The organism is Burkholderia aenigmatica (genome assembly GCF_048627025.1).
GTDB classification, from domain to species: Bacteria; Pseudomonadota; Gammaproteobacteria; order Burkholderiales; family Burkholderiaceae; genus Burkholderia; species Burkholderia aenigmatica.
On the sequence record NZ_CP184469.1, the window covers coordinates 1,296,944 to 1,319,790 of the forward strand.

23 protein-coding genes are annotated in these 22,847 nt (G+C 68.2%); 12 read left to right on the forward strand and 11 right to left on the reverse strand.

Annotated features, from left to right (window positions below; all coding sequences use genetic code 11):
- Positions 1–86: 86 nt before the first annotated feature.
- Positions 87–299, forward strand: a complete 213-nt coding sequence (locus ACN8ZM_RS22885; protein WP_043183635.1) for a hypothetical protein — start codon at positions 87–89, stop codon at positions 297–299.
- A gap of 144 nt (positions 300–443) precedes the next feature.
- Here ACN8ZM_RS22885 and ACN8ZM_RS22890 read toward each other — a convergent pair whose 3' ends face one another.
- Complete coding sequence (locus ACN8ZM_RS22890; RefSeq protein ID WP_301800379.1) at positions 444–1,553, reverse strand: P1 family peptidase; 1,110 nt, start codon at positions 1,551–1,553, stop codon at positions 444–446.
- Positions 1,554–1,625: 72 nt separating this feature from the next.
- A complete protein-coding gene (locus tag ACN8ZM_RS22895; protein WP_043183634.1) occupies positions 1,626–3,032 on the reverse strand; it encodes an APC family permease in 1,407 nt (468 codons plus the stop codon).
- A 141-nt stretch (positions 3,033–3,173) separates the two neighbouring features.
- Between ACN8ZM_RS22895 and ACN8ZM_RS22900 the strand changes: the two genes are divergently transcribed.
- Both ACN8ZM_RS22900 and ACN8ZM_RS22905 read left to right on the forward strand, forming a co-directional pair.
- A complete protein-coding gene (locus ACN8ZM_RS22900) occupies positions 3,174–3,974 on the forward strand; it encodes a helix-turn-helix transcriptional regulator (RefSeq protein WP_301766474.1) in 801 nt (266 codons plus the stop codon).
- A 138-nt stretch (positions 3,975–4,112) separates the two neighbouring features.
- Complete coding sequence (locus ACN8ZM_RS22905) at positions 4,113–4,496, forward strand: hypothetical protein (protein WP_420212461.1); 384 nt, start codon at positions 4,113–4,115, stop codon at positions 4,494–4,496.
- 72 nt (positions 4,497–4,568) lie between these two features.
- Here ACN8ZM_RS22905 and ACN8ZM_RS22910 read toward each other — a convergent pair whose 3' ends face one another.
- Positions 4,569–4,874, reverse strand: coding sequence for a hypothetical protein (locus ACN8ZM_RS22910; protein ID WP_043183631.1), 306 nt, complete (start codon positions 4,872–4,874; stop codon positions 4,569–4,571).
- 231 nt (positions 4,875–5,105) lie between these two features.
- The gene (locus ACN8ZM_RS22915; RefSeq protein ID WP_420212462.1) at positions 5,106–6,536 is read right to left on the reverse strand and encodes a cytochrome P450; all 1,431 of its coding nucleotides are present in this window, start codon (positions 6,534–6,536) and stop codon (positions 5,106–5,108) included.
- Between the two features lie 87 nt (positions 6,537–6,623).
- On the opposite strand from ACN8ZM_RS22915, the gene ACN8ZM_RS22920 reads away from it, so the two are divergent.
- Positions 6,624–7,559, forward strand: a complete 936-nt coding sequence (locus ACN8ZM_RS22920) for an AraC family transcriptional regulator (protein WP_420212464.1) — start codon at positions 6,624–6,626, stop codon at positions 7,557–7,559.
- 114 nt (positions 7,560–7,673) lie between these two features.
- The gene (locus ACN8ZM_RS22925; protein WP_420212465.1) at positions 7,674–8,504 is read left to right on the forward strand and encodes a GntR family transcriptional regulator; all 831 of its coding nucleotides are present in this window, start codon (positions 7,674–7,676) and stop codon (positions 8,502–8,504) included.
- Between the two features lie 13 nt (positions 8,505–8,517).
- On the opposite strand, the gene ACN8ZM_RS22930 is transcribed toward ACN8ZM_RS22925, so the two are convergent.
- Positions 8,518–9,759 carry a serine hydrolase domain-containing protein gene (locus tag ACN8ZM_RS22930; protein ID WP_420212466.1) on the reverse strand — a complete coding sequence of 414 codons (1,242 nt, stop codon included), beginning with the start codon at positions 9,757–9,759 and terminating at the stop codon, positions 8,518–8,520.
- Positions 9,760–10,070: 311 nt separating this feature from the next.
- Between ACN8ZM_RS22930 and ACN8ZM_RS22935 the strand changes: the two genes are divergently transcribed.
- From ACN8ZM_RS22935 to ACN8ZM_RS22950, 4 genes are all read left to right on the forward strand, one after another.
- Positions 10,071–10,955, forward strand: coding sequence for a LysR family transcriptional regulator (locus ACN8ZM_RS22935; RefSeq protein ID WP_043183625.1), 885 nt, complete (start codon positions 10,071–10,073; stop codon positions 10,953–10,955).
- A gap of 182 nt (positions 10,956–11,137) precedes the next feature.
- Positions 11,138–12,070, forward strand: a complete 933-nt coding sequence (locus ACN8ZM_RS22940) for an AEC family transporter (RefSeq protein ID WP_420212467.1) — start codon at positions 11,138–11,140, stop codon at positions 12,068–12,070.
- Between the two features lie 134 nt (positions 12,071–12,204).
- Entirely contained in the window at positions 12,205–13,140 is a 936-nt protein-coding gene (locus ACN8ZM_RS22945) for a DMT family transporter (RefSeq protein WP_420212468.1), read from the forward strand.
- Between the two features lie 295 nt (positions 13,141–13,435).
- A complete protein-coding gene (locus ACN8ZM_RS22950) occupies positions 13,436–13,810 on the forward strand; it encodes a hypothetical protein (RefSeq protein WP_043183621.1) in 375 nt (124 codons plus the stop codon).
- A 111-nt stretch (positions 13,811–13,921) separates the two neighbouring features.
- On the opposite strand, the gene ACN8ZM_RS22955 is transcribed toward ACN8ZM_RS22950, so the two are convergent.
- Positions 13,922–15,439: a CoA-acylating methylmalonate-semialdehyde dehydrogenase gene (locus ACN8ZM_RS22955; RefSeq protein ID WP_043183620.1), complete on the reverse strand. Its 1,518-nt coding sequence runs from the start codon at positions 15,437–15,439 to the stop codon at positions 13,922–13,924.
- Positions 15,440–15,488: 49 nt separating this feature from the next.
- A complete protein-coding gene (locus ACN8ZM_RS22960; RefSeq protein WP_420212469.1) occupies positions 15,489–16,844 on the reverse strand; it encodes an aspartate aminotransferase family protein in 1,356 nt (451 codons plus the stop codon).
- 105 nt (positions 16,845–16,949) lie between these two features.
- On the opposite strand from ACN8ZM_RS22960, the gene ACN8ZM_RS22965 reads away from it, so the two are divergent.
- Positions 16,950–17,900: a LysR family transcriptional regulator gene (locus ACN8ZM_RS22965; protein WP_043183618.1), complete on the forward strand. Its 951-nt coding sequence runs from the start codon at positions 16,950–16,952 to the stop codon at positions 17,898–17,900.
- A gap of 66 nt (positions 17,901–17,966) precedes the next feature.
- Here the strand turns inward: ACN8ZM_RS22965 and ACN8ZM_RS22970 are convergent, their stop codons facing one another.
- From ACN8ZM_RS22970 to ACN8ZM_RS22980, 3 genes are read right to left on the reverse strand one after another with little or no spacing between them, the layout of a single operon-like run.
- Positions 17,967–19,205 carry an MFS transporter gene (locus tag ACN8ZM_RS22970; protein WP_043183617.1) on the reverse strand — a complete coding sequence of 413 codons (1,239 nt, stop codon included), beginning with the start codon at positions 19,203–19,205 and terminating at the stop codon, positions 17,967–17,969.
- Entirely contained in the window at positions 19,202–19,537 is a 336-nt protein-coding gene (locus ACN8ZM_RS22975; RefSeq protein ID WP_043183616.1) for a hypothetical protein, read from the reverse strand. Before ACN8ZM_RS22975 ends, ACN8ZM_RS22970 begins: the two co-directional genes overlap by 4 nt.
- 36 nt (positions 19,538–19,573) lie before the next feature.
- On the reverse strand, positions 19,574–20,044 hold the full coding sequence (locus ACN8ZM_RS22980) for a MarR family winged helix-turn-helix transcriptional regulator (protein ID WP_043183613.1): 471 nt from the start codon (positions 20,042–20,044) through the stop codon (positions 19,574–19,576).
- A 167-nt stretch (positions 20,045–20,211) separates the two neighbouring features.
- Between ACN8ZM_RS22980 and ACN8ZM_RS22985 the strand changes: the two genes are divergently transcribed.
- Complete coding sequence (locus ACN8ZM_RS22985) at positions 20,212–20,703, forward strand: 2,4'-dihydroxyacetophenone dioxygenase family protein (RefSeq protein ID WP_128843224.1); 492 nt, start codon at positions 20,212–20,214, stop codon at positions 20,701–20,703.
- An 87-nt stretch (positions 20,704–20,790) separates the two neighbouring features.
- Here the strand turns inward: ACN8ZM_RS22985 and ACN8ZM_RS22990 are convergent, their stop codons facing one another.
- A complete protein-coding gene (locus tag ACN8ZM_RS22990) occupies positions 20,791–21,750 on the reverse strand; it encodes a GlxA family transcriptional regulator (RefSeq protein WP_205822696.1) in 960 nt (319 codons plus the stop codon).
- A 141-nt stretch (positions 21,751–21,891) separates the two neighbouring features.
- On the opposite strand from ACN8ZM_RS22990, the gene ACN8ZM_RS22995 reads away from it, so the two are divergent.
- Entirely contained in the window at positions 21,892–22,692 is an 801-nt protein-coding gene (locus ACN8ZM_RS22995) for an SDR family NAD(P)-dependent oxidoreductase (RefSeq protein ID WP_043183609.1), read from the forward strand.
- Positions 22,693–22,847: the final 155 nt, after the last annotated feature.

Below are 22,847 nucleotides of genomic sequence, written 5' to 3' on the forward strand. Positions count from 1 at the left end.
CAGCCGCGGTGATTAATCTTTAAGCAGTACGAGCCTATAGTTTCCTCACTGCCAGCGAGACTGGCACTCACCCAGGAGAAACCAAAATGAAGCCGCTGCACCTCGCCCTCGTTGCCCTGTCGCTCACCGCTGCTGTTGCTCACGCACAGCCGGCACCGGCAGACGTCGCACAGCAACAGGCGAACCGCGCTGAAGCCGTCGCAACCGCCGGCCGCGTCGATCGTGCGCAATCGAAGCAGGAAGACCCGAACGCCTGTGTCGGCCCCGTCAGCTTCTGCAACGTCTACTTCGGCAGCTGAGCATGACGCCGCGTCGTCACGGCCAGGCCTGCACCGCCCGCACTGCTTGCGCGGGCGAGCGGCGGCCCGGCCGATCGCGGCCCGGCCGATCGCCGCATCGCCGCTCGCCCCCACGCCGCTTCGATTGAAGCGGCGCATGCCGTTTCAGGCGCCGCGCCCCGGCCGCCAACCCACCTCGCGCAACGCATCCAGCAAGCGCGCCTGCCCCAGCCCCTCGACCCGCGCACCGCGCGATTCGACGTCGCCGCCCGCGACGAGCGCATTCACGATCGCTTCCTCCACCGCCTCCGCCGCCGCGACGAACAGCGCGGAAATATGGTCGTTGTTGACCATCTTCACGCCGGTCGTCGGTGCCCCCTTGCTGCCGTAGTTCGCCGCCGGCAGGCCGTCGTTGCCCGTTGCAAACGCAAGGAAGATGTCGCCGCTCGAATCCTCCGTGCCGCCGCCGACGCGCGCCAGCCCGACGCTCGCACGCTGCGCGAGGCGCGTGCACTGGTGCGGCAGCAGCGGCGCGTCGGTGGCGATCGTCACCACGATCGAGCCCATCCCGGCCTCGCCTTGCGCGTCCGGCGCACGGAACGGCGAAGGCACGTGCCGCAGCACTTCGCCGACCGGGTAGCCGGCCACGCGCAGCATCTCGCGCACGCCGTAGTTCGCCTGCACGAGCGCGCCGACGGTCCAGCCGCCCGCCTCGGCCGAAAGCACGCGCGACGCGGTGCCGATGCCCCCCTTGAACTCGTGGCAGATCATCCCGGTACCGCCGCCCACGCCGCCTTCGGCGACCGGCCCCGACTGTGCGGCGGCCAGCGCGCGCTGCACGTGCGCGGCGCTCACGTGCTGCCCCCAGATGTCGTTCAGCAGCCCGTCGTAGGTTTCCATCACGACCGGCATGCACCAGTACACGCGGCCGGCCGCCGCTTCGCGCTCGTTCGCGACGAGCGCATCGCGTACCGCGCCGACGCTGTGCGTGTTCGTATAGGCGATCGGCGTGGTAAGCAGGCCGGCCTCGCGGATCCATTCGAGCCCCGTCGCGTCGCCGTTGCCGTTCAGCACGTGCACGCCCGCGAAACACGGCGAATCGTGCGCGGCGCCCGCGCGCGGCTCGATGACGGTGACGCCGGTGCGGATCGACGCGTCGCCGTTCTCGACGTTCAGCGTGCAATGTCCGACCCGCACGCCCGGAACGTCCGTGATCGCGTTGAAGCGGCCCGGTGTGCCGAGTCCGATGCGGATGCCGAGATCCCTCGTGCGCATGATGCGATTCCTCCAGTCTTTCAATGGTTCGGTGTTTCAGTGTTTCGGTGCGGCAAGCTTTCGATCCGGCGCTCAGAGCGTACGGAAGGCTTCGCTGTGGCGCGCCCAGACTGCATACATCACGAGCGCGGCGATCAGCAACCCCGCGATGATGATCAGGTCGGTCGGTTTCGTCGCCGTTGCGAGCGTCGTGTAGAGCGTATACGCGGCGCCGGCTACCGCGACGAGCGGCGTCACGGGCCACAACGGCATCCGGTAATGGTGTTCGACGTCACGGCGCACGAACCGGCTCGCGAGCGCGGCCAGGCCGACGACCAGATAGATCAGCAGCAGCAGGTCGACCGTGAACGCGGTCAGCTCGTCGAGGCTCGACACGAACACGAGCCCGGCCGACGGCACCGCGAGCGCGAGGGTGGCGAGCCACGGCGATTCGAAGCGCGGATGAATCGTCGAGAATGCGCGGTTGCAGGTGCGCGACCAGAGCGCGTGCCGGCCGCTGCTGTACAGCAGGCGGCCCATCGTGATCACGATCGCGATGATCGCGTTGAATACCGACAGGAAAATCCCGCCGCTGACCACGCGCGACACGGCCGGATTGCTCAGCGAACGCACCACATAGCCGATCGGGTCGGCGCTCTTCGTCAGCTCCGTCAGCGACGGCGCGCCGAGCACGATCGCGGTGAGCGGAATCAATTCGACGACGAGGATCACGAGCAGCGAGTAGATCACCGCCTTCGCGACATTGCGGTTGCCGCCGCGCAGGTCTTCCGCGAGATAGGCGGCCGAGCCGAAGCCGTTGTAGCAGAAGATCGCGGTGCCGATCGCCGGGACGATCGCGGCCAGCGTCGCCGGCACGAGCGCGTTGCCGCTCGCGACGACCGGTGCGACCAGCACGTCGGCGCCACGATGCGGCGAACCGAAGCCGAGGCCCGCGATCAGCATCAGCACGCCGATCTCCACCACCAGGAACGCGCCCGTGATCCACGCGTTCGTCTTGATGTTCAGCATGCCGAGCAGGTAGCTGAGCAGCACGATCGTCAGCGCGACCGACTGGTTGCTGAAGTGCGTGCCGAGCGCGTTGTTCAGGTAAGGCGCGGCGCCGCTCGCGAGCACGGCCGGGATGAACACGCTGACGGACAGCACCGTGATGAAGGTCAGGTAGCCGGGCAGCGTGCCGAACACGCGCTTGGCCATCACGTACTCGCCGCCCGCGCTGCGGTGCGCGGCGCTGAGCTCCGCGTAGCAGAGCGCGAACGCCAGCGCGAGCACGCCGCCGAGCAGGAACGACAGCACGGCGCCGCTGCCGGCCTGCTGGATCGCGAATGGCGCGATCACGAAGATCGAACTCGCGGGCGTCACGCCCGAGACGGTGATCATCACCGCATCGCGCACGCTGAGCGTCTGCGACAGCGCGCGCGGCGCGTCTTCCGTTGCAGGCGCCGCTTGCAGCGTGCCCGTCGATTCCGACATCATCGCCATTTCGTTCTCCTGTGCTTGGGCCAATCCTTTGCCAACTTTTTTTGAACGCCCATACTCGGGCCCGATTGATTGCGTGGCAGTCTAGGAAGCCAATTTCAGGACCGCTATTCCCCCTTCGTGTTACGCCCTTCCGGTGGTGGTATGGATCGTCTCTTTTCCGAAATCGCGATGCACCAGGCGCTCGGCCGCGCAATCGATCATCTCGGCCAGCCGCGTTTCTGGCGGTTCCTGGTGCTGCTGCTCAATGAAATGGTGCCGTTCGACAACGCGCTCGCGACCGCGATCGGCCCCGACGGCGTGCCGCTCGTGCTCGACGAGTACGACACGGGCGGCACCGATGCCGCATCACCCGTGCCGCTTTACCTGAACGGCGTGTATCTGCTCGACCCGTTCCTGCAGGCCGCGCACGACGGGCTCGCCGACGGCTGCTACCGGCTCGAGGAAGTCGCGCCCGACCTGTTCCGGCAGAGCGAATATTTCCTGAGCTACTTCCGCGATGCGGTCGGCGACGACGAGATCCAGATCCTCGTGCGGCCGAACGCCGACATGCTGCTGTCGCTGTCGCTCGGCGCGGGCGCGCGGTTCGACGTCGAGCCGCTCGGCAAGCTGACGGCCGCAATGCCGTGGGTGCTCGCGGCGATCCGGCAGCACTGGCGGCTGGTGGGCGATGCGGCGCGCGTGGCGCCCGACGCCGATCTCGGCGCGCGGGTCGAGCAGGCGCTCGCCCGCTTCGGTGCGGGCGTGCTGACCGATCGCGAGATGTCGATCGCGAGAATGGTGCTGCGCGGCAATTCGTCGAAGGCGATTGCCGAGCGGCTCGCGATCTCACCCGAAACGGTGAAGGTGCACCGGCGGCATCTTTACGCAAAGCTCGGGATCTCGTCGCAACCCGAGCTGTTTTCGCGGTTCATCCAGGCGCTGGGGGAAGACGCGGCCGGATGACCGCGTCGATGCTGATGGATGGCAACCGGCGCGGAATCGGGCACACTCCGTCAAGCGCCACATGCCGTGTTCATCCCGCGACACCGATGCGGACGCTCCGTCCACAACAAGATTGCCCGAAAACAGGAATCCCGATTCATGTCGCTCATTCCGATCATGGGACTTGGCTGGCTGTTTCTGTGCGCGATCAGTGCCGCATCGATCGTGCTCGTACCGCCCGTGGTGCTGGTCGCCTGGCTGATGGGGAAGAACATCTGGTCGATCCTGACCCGTGGCCGGCTGCAGTTCGCGTTCCTGGCCTACCTCGGTTCCGCGCCGGTGCCGGCCGTCTTCACGTTCCTGCTGGAAATCGGCGCCACGGCCGGGAATCACGGTGGCACGGCGTCCGCCAGCGAGTATCAATGGAACCAGCGGTTCTTTTTCGTGTTCGTCGCCGCTGCGGCACTGAGCGGCCTGCTGTTGCTATTGCGACCGAAAGACAGGGAAGCGGCGAACGTCGAACCGCCGCAGCCTGCGCATTAGTCGGCGCGCGAGCGCTGCGTCATGCCGCCTGCCCGGTTCTCGAGCAGGCGCAGGGGCATGTGCAGCTTCCCGCTACTTCCACTTCTCACCGAGTTGCGCGAGCCCGGCGTTCCGGAGATCGTCCGGCAACATCACCACGCGGAACTCGCAGTCCGCATTCAACATCAGGAACCACGGCTCCGCGAGCGCCGGGATCTGCGACGGATCATTCACGTCGACGATCACGACGGCCCCGCGCCCGCCGCTCTGCTCGGTGAAATACACGGCCTCCGGCTTGACCGCTTCGAGTATTCGCCCGATCACGTCGCCGACGCTGCCGTCGCGCACCAGCGTGTTGAACGGCTCGTGAGGGATTCGTATGTTGAGAAGCATGCGCATGACCATCCTCCTTGGGCTCCGCCCGGCCTGGGCCCTTCAAGCATAGGTGCTGCGCGATGCCGCGCCAGTGGCGCCACGACCATTGGCCGATTCGCATTCACATTCCGACGATTCGATGACATCGCATCGCGTGAACGCCAATCGTGAGCGACGCGCAAATCCGCCGGGCATGGCGTCGCATTCGATACGCCGTCGCATCGGCGCCCCGCTCGCCCGGCCGCGCGGCACGCATCACACGGTACCGCCGCCCGCAGCGGGCGCGATCGCGAGATGCAGCGGACGCTCCGGCCGCAGCGTCACGTTCAGCACCGGCCGCGGCGGCATCATGCCGGGCGGCACCGACAATGCGTAGCGCTGCAGGATCATCGCCGCAACGACCGTCATTTCCGTCATCGCCAGATGCTGCCCGAGACACACGCGCGGCCCCGTGCCGAACGGCATGTAGGCGCCGCGCGGCGCGGCCGGCGCGTCGTCCGCAAACCGCTCGGGACGAAACGCGTCGGGCTCAGCAAACCATCGCGCATCGCGCTGCATGAGTTGCAGCGGCAGCATGAACAGCGTCCGCGCAGGAAACTGCCACGGCCCCAGCACGATCGGCCGCGATGCCCGGCGGCTGATCAGGATCGGCGCGGACGGATACAGGCGTAGCGTTTCCTCGAGCGTATGGGTCAGGTAGTGCAACGACGATCGCGTCTCGGCGGACGGCGCGCGACCGCCCAGCACGCGCGCCACCTCGTCGCGCGCGGCATCCTGCGCCGCCGGATGCGCTGCCATGCACCAGGCCCACCAGGTCAACGCCCCGGCCGTCGTCTCATGGCCCGCGAGGAACGCCGTCATGCATTCGTCGTGCACGGCCTGCAGCGGCCATCGCCGTGCGTCGTCCCGATGCAGCCGCAACAGGCGCGACAGCAGATCGTCGGGCCACGCGTGCGTCGGCAGATCGAGACGCGCATGCAGTTGCCGGTCGATCAGCCCGTTCAGCACGGCCATCGCCCGCGCCTTGCCGCGCTTCCACGGCATCCAGTCCGGCGCGCTTGCCGGCCAGTAGAAATCGGCGTTGGCCGCCGCGCTCACCACGCGCACGGCTTCCTCGGCCGCACGCGCCTCGTCGCCGATCGCGTCGGAGAACATCGTGCGCATGATCACGTCCATCGCCAGCGACGTCAGCGCGCTTTCGATCGGCCAGTCCGGATCGCGCGCGGGCCACTGCGCGAGCGCATGTCCGGCCGTCGCCGCGATCGACGGCACGAACGCCTGCACCGGCTTCGGCATGAAATTCGGTTGCAACGCGTGCCGCTTGTCGCGCCACGCGTCGCCTTCGGCGATCAGCACGCTGTTGCCGTGGACCTCCGCAAACACCCGGACGGCACGCTCCCAGCGCCCGAGCGCATCGTGATGCGTCACCAGGAGTTCGCGCACGAGCGCGGGATCGGTCACGACCACCGCATGCTCGGGCCACATGCGCAAGTGCACGACGTCACCGTATGCGCGCTGCCAGCCGGCCAGCGTGCCGACCAGGTCGCGCGACATCGTGCGCAGCAGCCCCCAACCCGTCAGGCCGGCACGCGGCCCCGGCGGCCATACGCCGGGCGGGTGAAGCACGGGCGCCGAAGCCGAAGCGCCCGCATGGAATGGACATTGGGAAGTGGATCGCGTGTTCATGGGCCGGATTATCCGAATCGGCATGCGGGCGGTCTTGAACGCAAACGACATCGACACGCGTCGGGCCGGTCCCTATACTCCGGCGTCATGTTCTCCGACCCGTCATCGATCTCGCCGTCGTGCCCCGATCCGCTGGCGCGCGCTCCCCGCGCGCTGAGCGACGGGCGGTCGCCGCATGGACGGCTGTACCCCGCGCCGGCTGCCCTGCAGGGCGCGGTGGTCGCGATCGTGTTGCACGACACGCGCGGGTTCGCATTGAGCGACGCGCAACGGCTCTCGCATTTTCCGGCCACGCCGCTCGTGTGCGTGTCGTGGTATCGGGATCTCGACGTGGGCTTCGTCGAACCCACGGCCGACGGGCCGCGGTGGCGCCCCTTCGGTGCCGCAGCGACGCTGTCGGGCAGCCATTCGGCCCCGACCGTGGCCTGGGCGCCGACGGGCGGACGGATCGGCATGATCTGCTTCACCGCCGATGCGGCGCGGGCACTGTTCGGCATTGCGCTGGCGGACATCCACGACCGCGTGCTCGACGCGCACGCCTGCCTCGGCGACGACTGGCATCCGCTGCTCGATGCGCTGGTGGGCGCGGAACGCGATGCCGATGCGCTGGCGGCGATCGAACGTCATCTTGCGCCTCGCTGGCAGGCGCTGCGGCCCGCGACGCCGCTGTCGTCGCTCCGCAATGCGGGACGCAGCTGGGTCGAGCGCCTCGCGCTGCAGGCGCGCGAATGGCGGCATACCCACAGCCCACGCCAGGTCGAGCGGCGTATCAAGACCTACAGCGGCCGATCGCTGCGCGAATGGCAAACGCTCGTCAGGACGGAAAGCGCGTTCTTTGCGGCGCGCGACCGGTTCGAAGCCGGTGCCGCGTTCAACTGGGCGACGCTCGCACTGGACGAAGGGTTCGCCGACCAGGCGCACCTGAGCCGCGAGGTCAAGCGCATCACGGGATTCTCGCCGAGCGAATTCACACAACGCTTCATCGAGGACGAATCGTTCTGGATGTACCGGCTGTGGGTGTGACGCACGGCGGCGCCACGATGCCGGCCATGCGAAATGGGTCATACATTCCAATAGTAGAATGTTAGGCATTGCCCCGACCCCCTCCACCGCCCGCATCATTCCAGGAGCCCGTAATTGAACCCGTCGTCGCCCCCAGAACGCAAAGGGGTCGCCCTTTATGCGCGGATTGCCAGCCTGCTGCGCGGACGCATCCAGCAGGGCGAATGGAAGCGCGGCGACCAGTTGCCGCCGATTCCCGAGCTGTGCGCGTTCTATCAGGCGGGCACGATCACGGTGCGCCAGGCGCTGGCCGAACTGAGCGCCGAAGGGCTCGTGAGCAGCGCCCGCGGCCGCGGCACGTTCGTCACGGCCGAGGTCGTCTCGCCGGCGGATAACCCGGCGTTGCGCGCCGCGATCAACGATCCGCTGCAGCTCGCACCCGGCCAGACGCTGCGCGTGCTGCTGCGCGACGCCGTGACCGAATTGCCCGCCGCATTGCAGACGGGCCAGCCGATGCGCGCCGCCTACATGCGGATCCGCACGCTTCATCTGCACGACGGTGCGCCTTACGGCGTGATGGACAGCTACGTCGCGCGCGAAACCTACGACCGCTTTCCGAAGGGCAGCGACGCGCGGCACAAGGTCGGTTATCTCGTCCGTCAATACAACCGGCTACCGCTCGCGAAGGCGCGCCAGGAAATCACGGCCGCCTATGCGGATCAGGAAACGGCCGACCTGCTCGCATCGGACGGCGCCGACTGCAGCATGGCCGACATGCTGATTCGCATGCGCCGCTGGTGGACCGACGGCGACGGCTGCATCGTCCACGCCGGGCTCTACCTGTATCGCGCCGACCGGTTCGTGCTCGATATCACGCACGATCTCGACGGCGACGACCGCAGTGCCGACCTGATCCCGTCGCCGCGCACCGGCGTCCGGAAAACCACCCGCAAGCCGGCGGCCTGACCCGCGCACCGCGTCACGCCGACGTATCGACGTCGTCGCACATCGCGCCGTAGACCCAATGCCGCAGGTCGCGGCGGATCCGGTACGTCGTCGACGGCAGCAGCTGCGTCATGAACACGACGATCAGGTCCTCGGCCGGATCGATCCAGAACGCCGTGCTGGCACCGCCGCCCCAGAAGTAATCGCCGACGCTGCCCGGCTGCATCGTCGCGGCCAGGTCCTGCGTCACCGCGAAGCCGAGCCCGAAACCGAGCCCCGGATACACGGCCTCGCTGAACGTGGAGCGCGACATCCGGTCGAGCGTCTGGCCGCCCGGCAGATGGTTGATCGTCATCAGCTCGACGGTTTTCGGGCTCAGGATCCGGTGCCCGTCGATCGATCCGCGATTCAGCAGCATCCGGCAGAAGCGCAGATAGTCGCCGGCCGTCGACACGAGCCCGCTGCCGCCCGATGCCAGCGCCGGCGGACGGCGAAATGCGCTGGCAGCCGGGTCGTCGTGCAGCACGATCCCACCATCCGCACCCGGTCGATAGCACGCGCACAGGCGCTCGGCCTGCTCGTCCGGCACGAAGAAGCCGGTGTCGGGCATGCCGATCGGGTCGAACAGCGCTTGCTTCAGGTAGTCGGCGAACGGCTGCCCGGAGATCTTCTCGACCAGATAGCCGAGCACGTGCGTCGCGACCGAATAATTCCATTCGTCGCCCGGCGAGTAGTCGAGCGGCAGCCGGGCCAGGTCCGCGATCATGCCGTCGAGACCGCCCGGGTTGCCCGGTTCGCCGAGCGCGAGTTCGCGGTACGCGGCATCGACGTTCGTGCGGGCCTGGAAGAAATACGACAACCCGGCCGTATGGCGCAGCAGATCCACCATCAGCATCTCGCGCGCGACCGGACGGGTCTGGAACCCGCCGAGGCTCCGTGCGCCCGCCACGGCAACACCTAGCTCCTTCCATGCCGGGATCACGCTCGACACGGGATCGTCGAGCGCCACCAGCCCCTGCTCGACCAGCGTCATGAACGCGACGCTCGTGATCGGCTTGGTCATCGAATAGATGCGGAAAATCGCGTCGTCACGCATCGGCTTCGCCCGCTCGACGTCCATCGATCCGACGACGTTGACGTGCGCCAGCTCGCCACGGCGATGGATCATCGTCACCGCCCCCGGCAGGCGCCCGGACGCCACGTACCGTTCGTTCAGCCGCGTGTCGAGCGCCTTCAGCCGCTGCGACGACAAACCCGGATGTGCCACCTTGGTCATGCCCCTGCTCCTGTTTCCACTTCGGTCTCGACACGCCGGAACCCGCGTCACTGCGCTTCCCCAAACACGCCTGCCCGGCTCAAACATTCTAAAAATAGAACTATATCATTTTAAAGAATGCTCGAACCGTCGCGAGTCATCGGCGACACGCGGTGCGCGCCATGCGGGCCGGTTGCCCGATTCGAGACACGCGGGCATGATGTCGCGAACCCTGGCGGCGGCCCTGCGAACCGCTCATCGCAACGCGCCGTCAATCGCGCCGGCCGGGATCCGCTTCGCACCCGGCTGCCTCTGCCCACCTCCGTCCGCCCATGTCATTACGCGCATTCAGAACGCTGGTCGCCATCGCCCGATACCGGACGTTCGCGCGCGCCGGCGAAGCCATCGGCCTCACGCAATCGGCGGTGAGCCTGCAGATCAAGACGCTGGAAAGCGAATACAACGTGCAGTTGTTCGATCGCTCGCGCCGGCAGCCGGTACTCACCGAGGCCGGCAACATCCTGCTCGCGCAGGCCGAGCAGGTGCTCGCGATGGTCGACCGGATTCCCGATGCGCTCAGCGACGAGAAGAAGCTGGTCGGGCGCCTGCGGATCGGCGCGATCCAGACCGCGCTGTCCGGCCCGCTGCCCGACGCGCTGCTCGCGCTGCGCGATGCGCATCCGGGGCTGCGCGTGCACGTGTCGGCCGGGATGTCGGCCGAACTGGCGAACCGCGTCGCGGCCGGCGAACTCGATGCGGCCATCACGACGAGCCCGGTGCGCCCGCATCCGGCGGAACTGACGTGGACCACGCTGTACGAGGATCGCTTCTGGCTGCTCGCGCCGCCGGACCATGCGGAACGCGACGCGGTCACGCTGCTCGACACGCTGCCGTTCATCCGCTTCGATGCGCAGGCATGGGCCGGCCGCATGATCGCCGCCGAGCTGCGCCGCATCGGCGTGCGCGTGCGCGAGGAGATGGTGCTGGACAGCGCGGAAACGATCGCGCGCATGGTGGCGAGAGGGCTCGGCGCGGCAATCGTCGCGCTCCCCGATGCGACGCTTGCGCGCCTGCCGCCCGTCACGCGCTTGCCGTTCGGCCAGCCGCAGATGGGGCGCGCGGTGGTCCTGCTCGAACACCAGTCGCGTCCGGCCGAACGTTTCGCGCGTGCGCTCGCGGCCGAAGTCACCGCGTCATCAATGAGAATTTCTCATTGAACACCCGATAATTAACAATTATTCCTGTTGCTTGCGCGTGTTAACTTGGCGGCATCGTCACTCTTTCGATTGCGTGTCGCCATGTTGCCCGCCGGATGGATTCCCGCCTCGTTCCGCCGCTTTGCGTGCCCGCCGCTCGTGGCGGCCCGCACCGCCGGCATGGCTCGCGTGAAGGCACGCCGATGATCGGCCCGATCCTGCTCGCGCTGGCGCCGGTCGCGCTGCTGGTCGCGTTCGGCCACGGCCTGCGGCGCACGGGCTTCATCGCCGACGCGTTCTGGCCGCAGGCCGAGCGGCTGTGCTACTACGTGCTGCTGCCCGCGCTGTTCGCGGACGGTCTCGCGAACGCGCGGCTGCAATCGCTGCCCGTTTTACCGCTCGCGGCTGCGCTGGTCGGTTCGACCGCACTCGCCGCGGCGCTTCTTCTGCTGGTCCGCCGGTTCGTGCGGGTCGACGGCGCCGGCTTCACGTCGGTATTCCAGGGCGCCGTGCGCTTCAACAACTATGTCGGCACCGCACTGGCGGCCGGCCTGTTCGGCGCACAAGGCATCGCGCTCGCGGCCGTGTGCGTCGCGGCGATCGTCCCGACCGTCAACCTGATGTGCGTGCTCGTGTTCGCGCGCTACGGCGACACGCGGCTCGGCGCGGCGGCGCTCGCGCGCCAGATCCTGTCGAATCCGCTCGTCGTCGCGTGCGCGCTCGGGATCGCGATGCAGGCCGGCGGCGTTGCGTTCCCGGCGGCTGTCGAGCCGGCCGTGCGTGCGCTCGGCGTCGCGTCGATGCCGCTCGGCCTGCTGTGCGTAGGCGCGGCGCTGCGATTCGATGCGGCGCGTGCGTGGCTGCAGCCGGTGTGCGTCGCGTCGGCGTTCAAGTTCATGGCGATGCCGCTCATCACGCTCGCCGCCGGCCGCCTGTTCGGGCTCGGCGACGCGGCGCTGACGGTCGCGCTGCTGTTCCAGGCGCTGCCGACGTCGTCGGCGTCGTACATCATGGCGCGCCAGCTCGGCGGCGACGCGCCGCTGATGGCCGGCATCACCGCGTTCCAGACGATCGCCGCGGCGCTCGCGATGCCCGTCGTACTGACTGCCCTCGCGTCGGCGCCCGCGTTTCGCTGACGACGACGCCGCGCCCGATCCTATCCGATCCCCCTGAATCCAGCCTGCACCGTCGCGATCGCGCGATTCGCAATCGCCGGCCGCGCGCGGTCGCTCATGCGTTGCCGCAGGCGCTCACCGAGAAACCCCGTCACATGAATGCTCCCGCCCCGCCCGCCGCCATCGCCGCCGCCCGGCCGCACGCGGCCATCTACGTGAAGCTCACGCTCGTCGCGCTGTTCTGGGGCGGGACCTTCATCGCAGGCCGGATCCTGGCCGCGACGATGTCCGCGACCTCAGCGGCCACCGGCCGCTTCGCGATCGCCGCGCTGCTGCTGGTCGTGCTGACGTGGAAGATCGAAGGCGGGCTGCCGAAGCTGAACGGCCGCCAGATCCTGACGACCTTCGGACTCGGCGCGACCGGCATCTTCCTGTACAACGTGTGCTTTTTCGCGGCACTCGCGCGGATGCCGGCGGGGCGCACCGCGCTGTTCGTCGCGCTGAATCCCGTCGCCACCGCCGTGCTGCTGTCGATCGTCGTGCGCGGGGAACGCCTGTCGCTGTCGCGCTGGGCCGGCATCGCCGTCGCGCTGTTCGGCGCGCTGATCGTGATCAGCCGTGGCGACTTGCTGCGGGTGCTGACCGATCTCGGCAACACGTTCGGCGCGGGCGAACGCTACATGCTCTGCGCGGTGCTGAGCTGGGCCGCCTATACGGTGATCGGCCGGCGCGCGCTCGACGGGCTGTCGCCGCTGGCGGCCACGACGTATGCGGCGCTGTGGGGCCTCGCGCTGCTGATCGTCGCGCACCTGTTCGGCTCGCCCGCCAGCAGCGGCACGCCGCTGACGTGGCAGGCCGTCGCGTCGATGCTCTATCTCGGCGCGATCGGCACGGTGGTCGCGTTCGTCTGGTATTCGCAGGGGATCCGCGAACTCGGGCCGGCCCGCGCGGCCGTGTTCACCAACCTGGTGCCCGTGTTCGGCGTGCTGCTGTCGGTTGCGCTGCTCGGCGAGCCGTTGTCGCCGTCGATGCTGGCCGGCGGTGCGCTCGTGATCGCGGGCGTCGCGCTGACCAATCGGGCGAGACGCTGACGCAGCGGCATGCGCGGCGCGCCCTTCGGGGACGGATGGTGAATACCGGCGCGCAGCACGGCGGCGATCGCCATGCCGTTGCGTGACGCCGACGCGCGGCCGATACGCCCCCGATGTTCTCGCAGCCCCGCCAAAAACCGCCTATCGTGAATGGAGCGCTCCGTTCGCCGCCATTCGACCCTGCGTCGCTCGCACCGGCGGCAACGGCACCGCGTTCCGGCACCATTCATCGCGATCCTGGCGCACGCTCGCCCGTGCCCGATCGCGGCCGCCCACCGGATTACAGGAGGCCCTCATGAAAGCCGCGCTGCTCGTCAGCTCCGCCCTGCTCGCCATTGCATCCGCTTCGGCGTCGGCCCAAGGCTCGATCACGAAAGTCGAAAACGGCGCGCTCGTCGCCGCAAACGGGATGACCGTCTACGCATTCGACCACGACAAGCCCAACGCCGGCACCAGCGCCTGCACGGGCCAATGCGAATCCTTCTGGCCGCCCTACAAGGCCAGCGCGACCGACGTCCCGGTCGGCCCCTACACGATCATCAAGCGCGATGACGGCAGCCCGCAATGGGCGTACAAGGGCAAGCCGCTGTACTTCTTCTCGAAGGACATGAAACAGGGCGACCGCAACGGCGACAACTTCAAGAACATGTGGCACGTGGTGGCACCGTAAGCATTCTGCTGCCTTCCGCCCCATCCGTGCAGACATGAAAAAGCCCGCTCCGATCGACGATCGGAGCGGGCCTTTGCCCGTCATACCGGCTGCATGCAGCCGGCATGCGCGTCAGCGGTTCGACGGGAAGCTGAACACCGTCCCTTCGCGCACGCCGGCCGACGGCCAGCGCTGCGTGATCGTCTTGCGCTTCGTGTAGAAACGCACCGCGTCCGGGCCGTACGCATGCAGGTCGCCGAACAGCGAGCGCTTCCAGCCGCCGAACGAGTGGTACGCAACCGGCACCGGCAGCGGCACGTTGATGCCGACCATGCCGATCTGGATGTTGTCGCCGAAGTAGCGCGCGGCCTCGCCGTCGCGCGTGAACAGGCACGTGCCGTTGCCGTACTCGTGCGCGTCGATCAGCGCCATCGCCTCGTCGAGCGACTTCAACCTGATCACGCCGAGCACGGGCCCGAAGATCTCGTGCTGGTAGATCGGCATGCCGGGCTTCACGTTGTCGAACAGGCACGGGCCGAGGTAATAGCCGCCGTCGTGGCCGTCGACCTTCACGCTGCGGCCGTCAACGACGAGCGTCGCGCCCGCTTCGACACCCGCTTCGACGAAGCCCGTCACCTTCTCGAAATGCTGCTGCGTGACGAGCGGGCCCATGTCGACGCCCGCGCCGTTGCCCGGGCCGACCTTCATCTTCTCGATCTCGGCTTTCAGGCCCGCGACGACCTTGTCGCCCGTCTCGTCGCCGATCGCGACGACCAGCGGAATCGCCATGCAGCGCTCGCCGCACGAGCCGTACGCCGCGCCCATCAGCGCGTTCACCGCGTTGCCGATGTCGGCGTCGGGCATCACGACCGCGAAGTTCTTCGCGCCGCCGAGCGCCTGCACGCGCTTGCCGTGCGCGCAGCCGGTCGAGTAGATGTATTCCGCGATCGGCGTCGAGCCGACGAAGCTCACCGCCTTCACGCGCGGGTCGGTCAGCAGCGTGTCGACCGCTTCCTTGTCGCCGTTCACGACGTTCAGCACGCCCGGCGGCAGGCCGGCTTCGAGCGCGAGCTCGGCCATGCGCAAAGTAGACGACGGCGTGCGCTCGGACGGTTTCAGCACGAAGGTGTTGCCGCATGCGACGGCCATCGGCCACATCCACAGCGGCACCATCACCGGGAAGTTGAACGGCGTGATGCCGGCCGCGACGCCGAGCGCCTGGAACTCGCTCCACGAATCGATCGCGGGGCCGACGTTCTTGCTGTGCTCGCCCTTCAACAGCTCGGGTACGTAGGTTGCGTATTCGACGTTCTCGATCCCGCGCTGCAGTTCGCCCATCGCATCGGCGAGCACCTTGCCGTGCTCGGCCGTGATCAGCGCGCACAGTTCTTCCGCGTGCTCCTCGAGCAGCGTCTTGAAGCGGCTCATCACGCGGGCGCGCTTCAGCGGCGGCGTGTTGCGCCAGGCCGGGAACGCGGCCTGCGCGGACGCGATCGCGGCTTCGACGGTCAGCTTGTCGGCGAGCGCGACGCTCTTGTGCGATTCGCCGGTGGCCGGGTCGAACACCGGCTGGACGCGGCTGCCGCCGTCGACGCGCTTGCCGTCGATCAGGTGGCCGACGGTGGAGGTCACATTGCTGTCGTGTTTCATCGTTCAGGCTCGTTCGTGAATTCGGTTATCGCTCAGGGCAAGCCGCGGCTCAGTCCACTTCGTTCAGCGCATCGGACAGCGCGTTGATCAGGTTGTCGATCTCGCGCTTCTCCGAGATGAACGGGGGCGCCAGCTGGATCGTGTCGCCGCCGTAGCGCACGTAGAAACCCTTCGCCCAGCAGCGCATCGCGATCTCGTACGGGCGCCGTGCCGGCTCGCCCGGCAGCGCCGCGATCGTCAGGCCGGCAGCGAGGCCGTAGTTGCGGATGTCGGCGATGTGGCGCTGGCCCTTCAGCCCGTGCACCGCAGCCTCGAAATGCGGCGCGAGATCGCGCACGCGGGCCACCGCGTCTTCCTTCACCAGCAGGTCGAGCGCCGCGACACCGGCCGCGCATGCCACCGGATGCGCCGAATACGTATAGCCGTGCGGGAACTCGAGCATGTACTCGGGGCCGCCTGCGGCCATGAACGTGTCGTAGATTTCCTTCGTCGCGATCACGCCGCCGAGCGGCTGCACGCCGTTCGTCACCTGCTTCGCGAAGTTCATGATGTCCGGCACCACGCCGAACGCGTCGGCGCCCGTCATCGCGCCGGCACGGCCGAAGCCCGTGATGACTTCGTCGAAAATCAGCAGGATGTCGTGCGCGGTACAGATGTCGCGCAGGCGCTTCAGATAGCCCTTCGGCGGCACGACCACGCCCGCCGAACCGGAGAACGGCTCGACGATCACGGCCGCGATGTTCGACGCGTCGTGCAGCGCGATCAGCTCGAGCAGGCGGTCGGCCAGCTCGGCGCCGTGCTCGGGCATCCCGTGCGAGAACTTGTTTTCGGCGAGTTGCGTGTGCGGCAGGAAGTCGGCGTCGAGGCCCTGGCCGAACAGCTTGCGGTTCGGCCCGATCCCGCCGACCGAGATACCGCCGAAGTTCACGCCGTGATAGCCCTTCTCGCGGCCGATCAGGCGCGTCTTCGTGCCCTTGCCCTTCGCGCGCCAGTAAGCGCGGGCCAGCTTCAGCGAGGTATCGGCCGCTTCCGAGCCCGACCCCGTGAAGAACACGTAGTCGAGGCCGGCCGGCGTCAGGTCCTTGAGCTTGTTGGCGAGCTCGAACGATTTCGGATGACCGAACTGGAATGCCGGCGCGTAGTCGAGCTGCGCGACCTGGCGACTCACGGCTTCGACGATTTCCGTGCGGCCGTGACCGAGGCCCGTGCACCAGAGGCCCGACAGGCCGTCGAAGATCTTGCGGCCTTCGCCGTCCGTGTAATACGCGCCCTTGCCCGACACGATCATGCGCGGATCGGCCTTGAACTGGCGGTTGGCCGTGAACGGCATCCAGTGCGCGTCGAGCCAGGCGGCGTCGGTACGGAGGTTGGTGTCGTCCTGCTGGGCGGTGGTGATGTCGGTCATGTCGGTCGGCGCGTGGCGCCCCTCCTCCTTGTGATGATGTTGCACATTGTCGGGACGCCAATTAGTCTTTTGAATATCGCAATATCAATGTTCACTTGCTCAACTATGCAAGCAAAGAAACCGAAGAGCCGCGCGCTGCTCGGGCAGCTCAGCGACATGGATCTCCGCCTGCTGCGGGTCTTCAAGGGCGTCGTGCAGTGCGGCGGGATGGCGGCGGCCGAGCTGGAACTGAATATCGGCATCTCGACGATCAGCCGGCACGTGAAGGATCTGGAAACGCGCCTCGGCCTCGTGCTGTGCCGGCGCGGCCGCGCGGGCTTCACGCTGACGCCCGAGGGCCAGACAGTGTACGAGGAGACGCTGCGGCTGCTCGCGTCGATGGAGGCATTTCGCAGCCGGATCGACGGCATTCACGACAAGATGGGCGGCGAACTGCACATCGCGGTATTCGACAAGACGGCCACCAACGCGAACGCGCGGCTTGGCGACGCAATCCGCCAGTTCGCCGACGAGGCGCCCGACGTCGCGTTGAACCTGCATGTCGCGTCGATCAACGAGGTCGAGCGCGGCATCATCGACGGCAGCTATCAGGTCGGGATCATCCCCGCGCACCGCAACTCGGGCAGCCTCGTGTATTCGGAGCTGTTCGACGAACGGATGCTCCTCTATTGCGGCCGCCAGCACCCGCTCTTCGATGCGCCGCACGGCAAGCTCACGTGGACGACGATCCGCAATCATGCGTTCGCGGGCCTCGGCTTCCATTCGCCGAACATGGAGCTGAGTCACCGCGCGAAGCTCACGCGCAGCGCGACCGCGTCGGATCAGGAGTCGATCGCGACGCTGATCCTGTCCGGCCGCTATCTCGGCTTCCTGCCCGACCATTACGCGGAAAGCTTCGAAAACAAGGGGCTGATGCAGCCGATCGCGCCGCACCGGTTCAATTACCGGTGCCGGTTCGTGAGCCTGCTGCGGCGCTCGCCGCGGCCATCGCGGGCTGCGTTGCTGTTTCAGTCGTGTCTGGAAGCCGCGCATGCGGCGGCAAGGCCGGTGGCGTAACGACCGTCGTGGCTGAGTGCTTGGGTGCTTGGGTGCTTGTGCAGCCTGCGCCGGTTTCACTGCCGGTCAGCTGCCGTCATCCGTCCCCGGCTGTGCACGCATGCGCGCCATGAAATGCGTCGCGACGAGCGCCGCGGCAAAGCCGGACATCGCGCCGACACCAAGCGCCCAGCGCGGGCCGAGATGGTTCGCGACCCAGCCCGCCACCGGCGCACCGATCGGCGTGCCGCCGAGCGCCACCGCGAGACGCAGCGCCATCACGCGGCCGCGCATCGCCGGCTCGGTCGACAGTTGCACCAGGCTGTTGGTCGAGTTCATGAAGGTGATCGCGGCGATCCCGGTCAGCACGAGCGCGGCGCCGAACAGCCAGTAGCCCGGCGCCAGCGCGGCCAGCGTGCAGCCGAGCCCGAACAGCGCCGCGCCGATCCACAGATGCCGGAAGCGCGGCCGGTCGCGGCGCGCCGCGAGCAACGCGCCGGTAATCGTGCCGACGGCCATCATCGACGACAGCACGCCGAAGCCGCGCGCATCGACGTGAAACACGCTGGCCGCCATCGTCGAGATGAACAGCTGGAAATTCAGCCCGAACGTGCCGATCAGGAACAGCATCACGAGGATCGCTTTCAGGTCCGGGCGCTGCCACACATAACGGAACCCGTCGAGCAGGCTCCCGCGCTTGCGGTCGGCCCGCGCGTGCGCGCGCAGTTCGTCGGCACGCAGCATCGACAGCGACGCCAGCACCGCGACGAAGCTGAGCCCGTTGAGCAGGAACGCCCAGCCGGTGCCGACCGACGCGATGATGAAGCCGGCCGCTGCCGGCCCGATCATCCGCGCCGCGTTGAACGACGTCGAGTTCAGCGCGACGGCATTCGCCAGCTCCCGGTCGGCGACCAGCTCCGCGACGAAAGTCTGCCGCACCGGCGCATCGAATGCCGACGCGCAGCCGAACAGGAACGCGAACAGATACACGTGCCACAACTGTGCGACGCCGGTCACCGTCAGCAGCCCCAGCGCGAGCGCGAGCCCGCCCATCAGCGCCTGCGTCGCCATCAGCAGCTTGCGCTGGTCGAAGCGGTCGGCCGCGTAACCTGTCCACGGCAGCAGCAGAAGCTGCGGGCCGAACTGCAGCGACATCACGATGCCGACGGCCGACGCGTCGTGATGCGTGAGCTGCGTGAGCACGAGCCAGTCCTGCGCGGTGCGCTGGATCCACGTGCCGATGTTCGACACCAGCGAGCCGATCGCCCACACGCGATAGTTGAAGCTGCGAAGCGAGCGGAATACGCCCGCCGCCGGCACGCTCATGGCCGCTCCCGGTCGGGCTCGTTGCCGCCGTGCAGCTCGCCGAAGTGCCGCGCGAGGAACAGGCCGAGCAGGAGGATGCCAAGACCGAACGCCGCCGCGTCGGCCGTCACCCGGAGGTCGAAGTCGCCGACCCGGCACACCAGTACATAAGCCACCACGAGGTTCGCGACGCCCCACACGACATTCACGGTGGACGACGACAACCCGCGCCCGGGCGGATTCGCGAACGGGGTCTGGAACGGCTCCCCGCGCAATCCGCTGACGAGATGCGGCACGACGTTCGCGAGAAACGCACCGCCGAAGAAATACGACACGAGATGCGGGAGGTTCATTTGCAGGTGTCCTTTCGGCAAACAGGTCGAAGCGGATTACGGGCGTGCCGGCGCCTGGAATTCGGCGAGCCGCTGCAGCAGCTTCACGGCCGACGCGAGCTCCGCCTGCTCCGCCTCCGACAGTTGTGCGTGCAGCGCGCGGAACAGCCAGTCGTCCTTGGCCGCGCGGTTGGCCTGCAGCACCTTGCGGAAACCGGGCGTGAGCGCGATCAGCGTCTGCCGGCCGTCGGAGGGATCGGGCGCGCCGCTGACGGCGCCCAGCGTCTCGAGCGTCGCGACCGTCACGCGCATCGACTGCGGGCGCACGCTTTCGGCGCGCGCGAGCGCCGACACGGTCGCGGGGCCGTCGCGGTCGAGCCGCAACAGCACCGACTTCTGCGATGACGTGAGGTCGTTCGGGTGGATCTGCTCCCGCATCCGCCGCATCAGCTTGCCGACCGAGATGCGGAGTTCGCCGGCGAGACCGGCCAGTGGGAGCGCGTCGGAGGATGGCGATGGCGTGTTCATGAATTCAAGATAGCAGATATACAGGAAAACTGTACAGTTTAGCTGCATATTTCAAGCTGTAAGGATCGCCTCCTCGCCGGTGCTCGAGTCGATGCGCAACGTCCGGTTCGGCTGCGCAACCCGGCTCTGCGATAATGCGGGCTCCCCATTTCCGCACGCCTCCCGCCATGACGCAGCCGTCCGCCCCGCTCTCCACCGACCTGCCGCCGATCTCGTGCCTGCCCGGCGACGCGCTGCCGTGGCTGCCGATGAGCGCCGACCTGCCGGGGCTGGCGATCAAGTACCTGCACATCAATGCGGCCGAGGACACGCTGACCGCGCTGCTGAAGATGCCCGCCGGCGGCACGTTGCCGCGCCACCGTCACGACGGCGAGGTGTTCGTCCATACGTTGCAGGGGGCGTGGCGCTACCGCGAATACGACTGGGTGGCGCACGCCGGCTCGACAGTGCTCGAACCGGCCGGTTCGGTGCATACGCCGGAAACGCTCGGCGCACCGGGTGAGGACGTGATCACGCTCAACGTGATGCGCGGCGATCTCGTGCTGCTCGACGACGACGGCCGCGAGACCGCGCGCGAAAACTGCCGCGTCGCGCTGCTGCGCCAGCGCAAGCATGCGCGCACGGCGCCGGACGACGCCGCGCCGTTCGTCACGCGTTGAATGCCGGGCGATAGCGGAAATCGGACGGGCCGCCCATCACCGTAACCGTCGATACAACGGGACGAACCGACTGAGGTCGGTGACCGTTCAGCCCGTGTCCCGCTCGTCCGCCCGCGCTTCGCGCCGCATCGCCTGCGGCGGCACGCCGAACCCGCGCATGAACGCGTCGCGCATGTGCCGGCGGTCGCGAAAACCGTTTTCCTTCGCAATCACGTCGAGCGAATGGCGGCTCTGCTCGATCATCAGCCGCGCCGATTCCAGCCGCAACCGCTCGATCGCCTTCGCGGGCGACTGCCCCGTTTCGAGCGTGAACACGCGGCTGAACTGGCGCGGGCTCAGGTGGACGGCTTCAGCGAGATCCTCGACGGTCAGCGCACGGCCGAGATGCTGCCGCGCGTAGTTCAGCGCATTCTGGATCCGGTCGGATTTCGGCGCGAGATCCAGCATTTCCGAATGCTGCGACTGGCCGCCGGCCCGCCGCTGGTGCATCACGAGCTTGTGCGCGACCGATCGGGCCGCATCGGCGCCCAGATCCTTTTCCACCATTGCGAGCGCAAGGTCGAGGCCGGCCGTCATCCCGGCCGAGGTCCAGATCGGCCCGTCGACGATGTAGATCCGGTCTTCCTCGACACGTATCTCCGGGTAGCTTCGTTGCATGTCGCGACCGAACGCCCAGTGCGTCGTCGCGCGGCGTTGCGCGAGCAGCCCGGCCTCGGCCAGCACGAACGCGCCCGTACAGATGCCGGCGATCCGCCGCGCGCGTGCGTTCGCGCGGCGCAGGAACGCAACGACGCCGGCCGGCGCGGGCGAAGCGAGCGGATCGTTGACGCCCGCGACGATCCACGTATCGACGGCGATCCGCCCGCGCAGCGCGCGCGTGGCGACCGGCAGCCCGAGCGACGAGCGCACGTCGCCACCGTCGACCGAATAGCTGTCCATCACGTAGAACGGCTCGCTCATGCCCATGTTCGCGTACTCGAACACCGACTGCGCGGCGAGCGCCATGATCTGGAAGCCGTCGCTGATCAGAAAGCCGATGCGGTGCATGCGCGTTCTCCCGTTCCATCCCGGGCACGCAGGTCCGCCCGATGTCCTGAATCATACCCATCTACGTCATTTGTGTCGCAACGATTCGAGACCAGAATGGCTTCACGCCATCCGGCCATTTCCCTCGAAACGGAGCACATCATGACGCAAGCACATCGCGGTACCGCCCTCATCACCGGCGCCTCGTCGGGTATCGGCGCCCTCTACGCCGACCGCCTCGCACGCCGCGGTTACGACCTGATCCTGGTTGCGCGCAACCGCGACCGGCTGGTCGCCCTCGCCGACCGCATCACGAACGACACGCACCGCAGCGTCGAGATCATTGACGCCGACCTCAACGACCGCACCGCACTCGCCGCCGTCGAGGCGAAGCTGAAACAGGACGCGAGCATCACGCTGCTCGTGAACAACGCCGGCATCGGCACGCACGCGCCGCTGCTCGACAGCGACGTCGACGCGATGACGCGGATGATCGACCTGAACGTGACCGCGCTCACGCGCCTCACCTATGCGGCCGTGCCCGGTTTCGTCGCACGCGGCCGCGGTGCGGTGATCAACATTTCGTCGATCGTCGCGATCTCGCCGGAAACGCTGAACGGCGTGTACGGCGGCAGCAAGGCGTTCGTGCTCGCGTTCAGCCAGTCGCTGCATCACGAGCTCGCCGGCAAGGGCGTGCAGGTGCAGGCCGTGCTGCCCGGCGCGACCGCGACCGATTTCTGGCAGACGGGCGGCCTGCCGCTCGAGCACCTGCCGAAGGAAATCGTGATGCCGGCGCCCGACATGGTCGACGCGGCGCTGGTCGGCTTCGATCGCGGCGAACTCGTGACGATCCCGTCGCTGCACGCGGGTGACGAATGGGAAGCGTACGAAGCCGCGCGCCGCACGATGGCGCCGCACCTGTCGACGGATACGCCCGCGCCGCGCTACGCGACGGGCCGCTGAACGCGGGACATCCCGCACCCGCAGGTCGAAAGCAACGCGCGCGTCGCCCCCGGGACCGGCTGCGGAACGCGGTGACGCGCGGTGAATCGCCCGCCGTCATCCAGGGTTCGGCAGCAGGTTTCCGGGCGAGCGCCGCTCGCGGGATTCGTCTGCGG

Excerpts from the sequence above, each read along its gene's own strand:
- ACN8ZM_RS22970 (WP_043183617.1), bottom strand. The coding sequence starts at position 19,205 with ATGAGCGTGCCGGCGGCGGGCGTATTCCGCTCGCTTCGCAGCTTCAAC.
- ACN8ZM_RS22885 (WP_043183635.1), top strand. The coding sequence starts at position 87 with ATGAAGCCGCTGCACCTCGCCCTCGTTGCCCTGTCGCTCACCGCTGCT.
- ACN8ZM_RS22890 (WP_301800379.1), bottom strand. The coding sequence starts at position 1,553 with ATGCGCACGAGGGATCTCGGCATCCGCATCGGACTCGGCACACCGGGC.
- ACN8ZM_RS22940 (WP_420212467.1), top strand. The coding sequence starts at position 11,138 with ATGATCGGCCCGATCCTGCTCGCGCTGGCGCCGGTCGCGCTGCTGGTC.
- ACN8ZM_RS22960 (WP_420212469.1), bottom strand. The coding sequence starts at position 16,844 with ATGACCGACATCACCACCGCCCAGCAGGACGACACCAACCTCCGTACC.
- ACN8ZM_RS22995 (WP_043183609.1), top strand. The coding sequence starts at position 21,892 with ATGACGCAAGCACATCGCGGTACCGCCCTCATCACCGGCGCCTCGTCG.
- ACN8ZM_RS22935 (WP_043183625.1), top strand. The coding sequence starts at position 10,071 with ATGTCATTACGCGCATTCAGAACGCTGGTCGCCATCGCCCGATACCGG.
- ACN8ZM_RS22980 (WP_043183613.1), bottom strand. The coding sequence starts at position 20,044 with ATGAACACGCCATCGCCATCCTCCGACGCGCTCCCACTGGCCGGTCTC.
- ACN8ZM_RS22985 (WP_128843224.1), top strand. The coding sequence starts at position 20,212 with ATGACGCAGCCGTCCGCCCCGCTCTCCACCGACCTGCCGCCGATCTCG.
- ACN8ZM_RS22945 (WP_420212468.1), top strand. The coding sequence starts at position 12,205 with ATGAATGCTCCCGCCCCGCCCGCCGCCATCGCCGCCGCCCGGCCGCAC.
- ACN8ZM_RS22930 (WP_420212466.1), bottom strand. The coding sequence starts at position 9,759 with ATGACCAAGGTGGCACATCCGGGTTTGTCGTCGCAGCGGCTGAAGGCG.
- ACN8ZM_RS22955 (WP_043183620.1), bottom strand. The coding sequence starts at position 15,439 with ATGAAACACGACAGCAATGTGACCTCCACCGTCGGCCACCTGATCGAC.
- ACN8ZM_RS22910 (WP_043183631.1), bottom strand. The coding sequence starts at position 4,874 with ATGCGCATGCTTCTCAACATACGAATCCCTCACGAGCCGTTCAACACG.
- ACN8ZM_RS22965 (WP_043183618.1), top strand. The coding sequence starts at position 16,950 with ATGCAAGCAAAGAAACCGAAGAGCCGCGCGCTGCTCGGGCAGCTCAGC.
- ACN8ZM_RS22990 (WP_205822696.1), bottom strand. The coding sequence starts at position 21,750 with ATGCACCGCATCGGCTTTCTGATCAGCGACGGCTTCCAGATCATGGCG.
- ACN8ZM_RS22920 (WP_420212464.1), top strand. The coding sequence starts at position 6,624 with ATGTTCTCCGACCCGTCATCGATCTCGCCGTCGTGCCCCGATCCGCTG.
- ACN8ZM_RS22915 (WP_420212462.1), bottom strand. The coding sequence starts at position 6,536 with ATGAACACGCGATCCACTTCCCAATGTCCATTCCATGCGGGCGCTTCG.
- ACN8ZM_RS22975 (WP_043183616.1), bottom strand. The coding sequence starts at position 19,537 with ATGAACCTCCCGCATCTCGTGTCGTATTTCTTCGGCGGTGCGTTTCTC.
- ACN8ZM_RS22895 (WP_043183634.1), bottom strand. The coding sequence starts at position 3,032 with ATGGCGATGATGTCGGAATCGACGGGCACGCTGCAAGCGGCGCCTGCA.
- ACN8ZM_RS22900 (WP_301766474.1), top strand. The coding sequence starts at position 3,174 with ATGGATCGTCTCTTTTCCGAAATCGCGATGCACCAGGCGCTCGGCCGC.
- ACN8ZM_RS22950 (WP_043183621.1), top strand. The coding sequence starts at position 13,436 with ATGAAAGCCGCGCTGCTCGTCAGCTCCGCCCTGCTCGCCATTGCATCC.
- ACN8ZM_RS22905 (WP_420212461.1), top strand. The coding sequence starts at position 4,113 with ATGTCGCTCATTCCGATCATGGGACTTGGCTGGCTGTTTCTGTGCGCG.